At 61.5% G+C, this 4729-nt stretch carries 4 protein-coding genes and 1 pseudogene; all 5 read left to right on the top strand.

Annotation, left to right across the window (positions count from 1 at the left end; all coding sequences use genetic code 11):
- Positions 1-251 precede the first annotated feature (251 nt).
- Positions 252-962, top strand: a complete 711-nt coding sequence (locus DBR24_RS23075; RefSeq protein WP_128615904.1) for an HAD-IB family phosphatase — start codon at positions 252-254, stop codon at positions 960-962.
- Complete coding sequence (locus tag DBR24_RS23070) at positions 955-2349, top strand: aspartate aminotransferase family protein (RefSeq protein ID WP_128615903.1); 1395 nt, start codon at positions 955-957, stop codon at positions 2347-2349. The genes DBR24_RS23075 and DBR24_RS23070 overlap by 8 nt, the downstream gene beginning before the upstream one ends.
- Positions 2346-3224, top strand: coding sequence for a carboxylesterase (locus DBR24_RS23065; protein ID WP_123466176.1), 879 nt, complete (start codon positions 2346-2348; stop codon positions 3222-3224). The genes DBR24_RS23070 and DBR24_RS23065 overlap by 4 nt, the downstream gene beginning before the upstream one ends.
- A 50-nt stretch (positions 3225-3274) precedes the next feature.
- Positions 3275-4402, top strand: coding sequence for a GNAT family N-acetyltransferase (locus tag DBR24_RS23060; protein ID WP_128615902.1), 1128 nt, complete (start codon positions 3275-3277; stop codon positions 4400-4402).
- A pseudogene (locus DBR24_RS33390) lies at positions 4399-4729 on the top strand (two-component sensor histidine kinase); the annotation flags it as partial. The gene DBR24_RS23060 and the pseudogene DBR24_RS33390, both read left to right, overlap by 4 nt.

Here is a 4729-nt window from a genome sequence, read left to right as displayed (position 1 = left end):
CGCCAGTGTCTTCCTCTGCATGAGGTCATTCCTTTTCTGAACTTGCGCGCATCAATCCCCGGATACCGTCCCTGGCGCAAGCACTCATGTTGTTTGTAGCAAGCTACAAAAATTGTAGCCGCGCATGGCGACAAAACCGTATCCCCCCCGCCACTACGGGGCCTGGGCCATTTGGCACAGTCCCTGCTCTCTCCCTTGCCAGGCGCAGACCGCGCACCCTGACAACTGCCTCGACCCAACAGGTACTGCAGATGATTGACTGGCACATCGTGTGTGATTTCGACGGGACCATCACCCGTACCGACGTGATCGACAGCATCCTTGAACGCTTCGCCGACCCGAGCTGGGAAGCCATCGAAAACGAATGGCTGGAGGGCAAGATCGGTTCCCGCGAATGCCTCAGCCGTCAGCTGGCGCTGATCAAGGCCACACCTGCGCAACTGCTCGAGTTCTTCGACAGCATCGACATTGATCCCGACTTCCCCGACTTCGTCGACCACGTGATCGGCCTCGGCGCTTCGCTGGAAGTGGTCAGCGACGGTATCGAACAAGGCATCGCGCGAATTCTTGCGCGCAACTACGTGACGCTCCTGCCGATCCTCGCCAATCGCCTGCGCCAGATCGACCACGACAAGTGGCGCATTGATTTCCCCTACGCCAGCGACGCCTGCCGCGCCGCATCCGGCAACTGCAAATGCAAGTCCACGCCGAACAGCAAACGCGTGCTGGTGATCGGCGACGGCCAGTCCGACATGTGCGTGGCGTCCACCGCCGACTTCGTTTTCGCCAGGGATCGCCTGGCCGAGCACTGCGAGCGCAACGGCATCGCCTACGCGCGCTTCGACAGCTTCGCCGAACTGCCACACCTGCTGGCCCGCCTGCCTCTGGCCCCGGCCGCCAACGCCGTCACTTTCAGCACCGAAACCCCTTCTGAAGCACAGGAAACCCTGCACCATGTCTGATATCCGCATCGCGACAGCCGAAGACCAGGTCCTTCTGGAAAAAGAAGCCAAATACTGCTCCTACGGCGACACCGTTCACTACATCGAACCGCCGCGCATCTTCAGCCGCTGCGAAGGCTCCTACGTCTGGGACACCGAAGATCAGGCCTATCTCGACCTGCAGATGTGGTACTCGGCGGTCAACTTCGGTTACGCCAACCCGCGTCTGAACAATGCACTGAAACAACAGATCGACACCCTGCCGCAAATCGCCAGCCAGTACCTGCACAAGGGCAAGATCGAGCTGTCGGAAATGATCGCGGTCGACGCCAAGAAAAAATTCGGCCTCGACGGCCGTGTGCATTTCAACGTCGGCGGTTCGCAGTCGATCGAAGACTCGCTGAAAGTGGTACGCAACGCCACCAACGGCAAGAGCCTGATGTTCGCCTTCGAGGGCGGTTACCACGGGCGTACCCTCGGTGCTTCGTCGATCACCTCCAGCTATCGCTATCGCCGCCGCTACGGTCACTTCGGTGAGCGTGCGCAGTTCATCCCGTTTCCGTACCACTTCCGTGGCCCGAAAGGCATGACCAAGGAAGAGTACGGCAGCCACTGCGTGCAGCAATTCGCGCGGTTGTTCGAGACTGAATACAACGGCGTCTGGGACCCGAAAGTCGGCCAGAGCGAATACGCCGCGTTCTACGTCGAACCGATCCAGGGCACCGGCGGCTACGTGATTCCGCCGATGAACTTCTACAGCGAACTCAAGCACGTGCTGGATCAGCACGGCATCCTGATGGTCGTTGACGAAATCCAGATGGGCTTCTACCGCACCGGCAAGCTGTGGTCGATCGAACACTTCGACGTCAAACCCGACGTGATCGTCTTCGGCAAGGCGCTGACCAACGGCCTCAACCCGCTGGGCGGCATCTGGGCCCGTGAAGAACTGATCAACCCGAAAGTCTTCCCGCCAGGCTCGACCCACTCGACCTTCGCCTCCAACCCGCTGGGCACAGGAGTGGGTCTGGAAATGTTCAAGATGACCAGCGAAGTCGACTACGGCGCGATGGTCATGGCCAAGGGCAAATACTTCCTCGAAGGCCTGCAGGATCTGCAAAAGCGCTACCCGATCATCGGCGATGTCGACGGCCTCGGTCTGGCGCTGCGCTGCGAGATCTGTACCGCTGACGGTTTCACCCCGGACAAGGCCACCCTCGACTTCATGGTCGAAGAAGGCATGAAGGGCGACATTGAAATCGACGGGCGTCGTCTGGGCCTGATCCTTGACGTGGGCGGCTACTACAAGAACGTCATCACCCTGGCACCGTCGCTGGAAATCAGCTATGCGGAAATCGATCTGGGCCTGGCCCTGCTCGACCGCCTCCTGCATCGGGCAATGAAACGATGATCGAACCAGAGATCGACATGGGCGAAGGCAACGCCGGTTTCGTTCTCGGCAACGGCGAGGTCGCGGTGGTGTTGATCCACGGCCTCACCGGCACCCCGACGGAACTGCGTCGGGTGGCCGTGGGCCTGGCGAAAGCCGGGCACACGGTCTATGTGCCGACCCTGGCCGGGCACTGCGGCGGTAATGCCGACCTGCAGGCCACCGGCTGGCGTGACTGGTACGAAAGCGCGCGCAACACCTTCGTCGGCGTGCGCCGCAAGCACCGCAAGGTGTACGTCGGTGGCTTGTCCATGGGCGCGGTGCTGTCGATGTACCTGGCCGCCGAACACCCGGGACAGATCGAAGGCTTGCTGCTGTATTCGACCACGCTGCGCTACGACGGCTGGAGCATCAACAAACTGGCGTTCCTCACCCCGCTGCTGATGAAAATCCCGTTCGGCGTGCACCTGTGCAGTTTCGAAGAAAAGCCGCCCTACGGCATCAAGAACGAGCGCCTGCGGGCCATCGTCGAACGGCAGATGAAAGAGGGCCAGAGCAGTCAGGCCGGGTTGCTGACCATGGAAGGCATCACCGTGCGGGAACTGCACCGGCTCAATGCCGTGGTGAAGAAAAGCATGCCGTCGATCACCACGCCGGCACTGGTGCTGCACTCCATCGAGGACGACATCACCAGCCGCTGGAACGCCGATTATGTGGAACGCAAACTCGGCGGGCCGGTGACCAAGGTGCTGCTCGACGACTGCTATCACATGATCACCGTGGACTTGCAGTACCGGCGTGTCGTGGAATTGAGCGCCGACTTCATCCAGCGCGGCATCATGCCAGCGATCATTCACCCCGGGACAGCGCCACTGGACACCCGGCAACTGGCTTGAGCAGTGGCCTCCGTCCGCCTCCATGCGACTCGCCGACATAAGGAACCGACGTGATCACCGCGCAAGCCTTTTCAACCATCGAGGCGATTGATCGCTGTGCCTGGAATGACTGCTTTGCCGATGAACTGGAAGACTGGGATTACTACCGCGCGGTGGAACGGGCGGGAATTGACGGTTTTCACTGGCGCTATCTGACCCTGCATGAAGACGGCCGTCTGATCGCAGGCGCGGTGGCGTTCAGCACCGCCTATTCGCTGGACACCACTCTGCAGGGCGCGGGCAAACGTGTCAGCCAATGGCTGCGCCGGCGCCTGCCCGGGCTGTTCGTCATCCGTCTGTACGCCCTCGGCTCACCGGTGGCGGAGCAATGCCATGTCGGCACGGCTTCGCACATTGCCCCTGCGCAGCGCCCGGCACTGCTCGCGCAATTGCTGCACCTGGCAAAACAGGACGCCGACCAGCTCGGGATTGGCCTGCTGGCGGTCAAGGACGCTTCGCATCGCGACCCGCAATGGCTGGACGTCTGCCGCCAGGCCGGAATGCAAAGCATGCCCGGCCTGCCCGGCGCCGAATTGCCGATCCGTTTCGCCTCGGTGGATGCCTACCTGGGCAGCCTCGGCAAATCCACGCGCAAGGACCTGCGCCGCACCTTGCGCAACCACGGCCCGCGCACCGAATGGCGACGTTCGGTGCACGACTTGCTGCCGCGCATGATGGCGCTCTACGAAGCCACCCTCGCCCGCAGTGATCTGGCCTTCGAATGCCTGCCGGCGGCGTACTTTTGCGAAGTGCTCGCCCACCTCGACGAGCGCGCGGCCTGCGTGCTCTATTGGGTTGGCGACGAACTGGTAGCGTTCAATCTGGTGCTGCTCGACGGGCGCCGCATGATCGACAAGTTTTTCGCCCACGATCTGGCCCGCACCCGCCAGTACAATCTTTACACCCGAAGCTGGCTGGTCAACGTCGACTATTGTATTGAGCACAAACTGGCGACCTATGCTTGCGGGCAAGCCGGCTATGCCACCAAGCTGCGCCTGGGGTGCTCGTTTGTCGGGCATACGGTGTTTTTCCGTCATCGCAATCCATTACTCAACCGACTGCTGGGACTGGTAAAAATGTTTGTCCGACCGGATCGCTCCGACCCTGCCATGGCTGCTGCATTAAGCGAAATCCAATGAACAAAGACCGACGCACTGTCGCCCGACCTTTCGCCCTTTCCGGCTGGAGCCTGCAACGCAAACTGGTGCTGGCGTTCTGGCTGGTGAGCGTGATCCCGACCATGATCGCGGCCGAACTGGCGGCCACCACGCTGTCGCAGATCTTCGACAGCAACGTGCGCATCTGGCTGCAGGAATCCTCGAAGATCGTCGAGGACGAAATCACCGAAATCCTCCGTGACAACGCCCGGGCTGCGCAGCTGTTCATGCGCCACACTCGCCCGCCGGTCGACCGCCATTCCGCCAGACACGACAAACTGATCGCCGATATCGCCGACTCGATGGGCA

The organism is Pseudomonas sp. HMWF006 (genome assembly GCF_003061205.1).
GTDB lineage: Bacteria > Pseudomonadota > Gammaproteobacteria > Pseudomonadales > Pseudomonadaceae > Aquipseudomonas > Aquipseudomonas monsensis.
This window is presented reverse-complemented; position numbering and strand designations above follow the sequence as displayed.

Coding starts and splice junctions, on each gene's coding strand:
- DBR24_RS23075 (WP_128615904.1), top strand. CDS start 252: ATGATTGACTGGCACATCGTGTGTGATTTCGACGGGACCATCACCCGT.
- DBR24_RS23070 (WP_128615903.1), top strand. CDS start 955: ATGTCTGATATCCGCATCGCGACAGCCGAAGACCAGGTCCTTCTGGAA.
- DBR24_RS23065 (WP_123466176.1), top strand. CDS start 2,346: ATGATCGAACCAGAGATCGACATGGGCGAAGGCAACGCCGGTTTCGTT.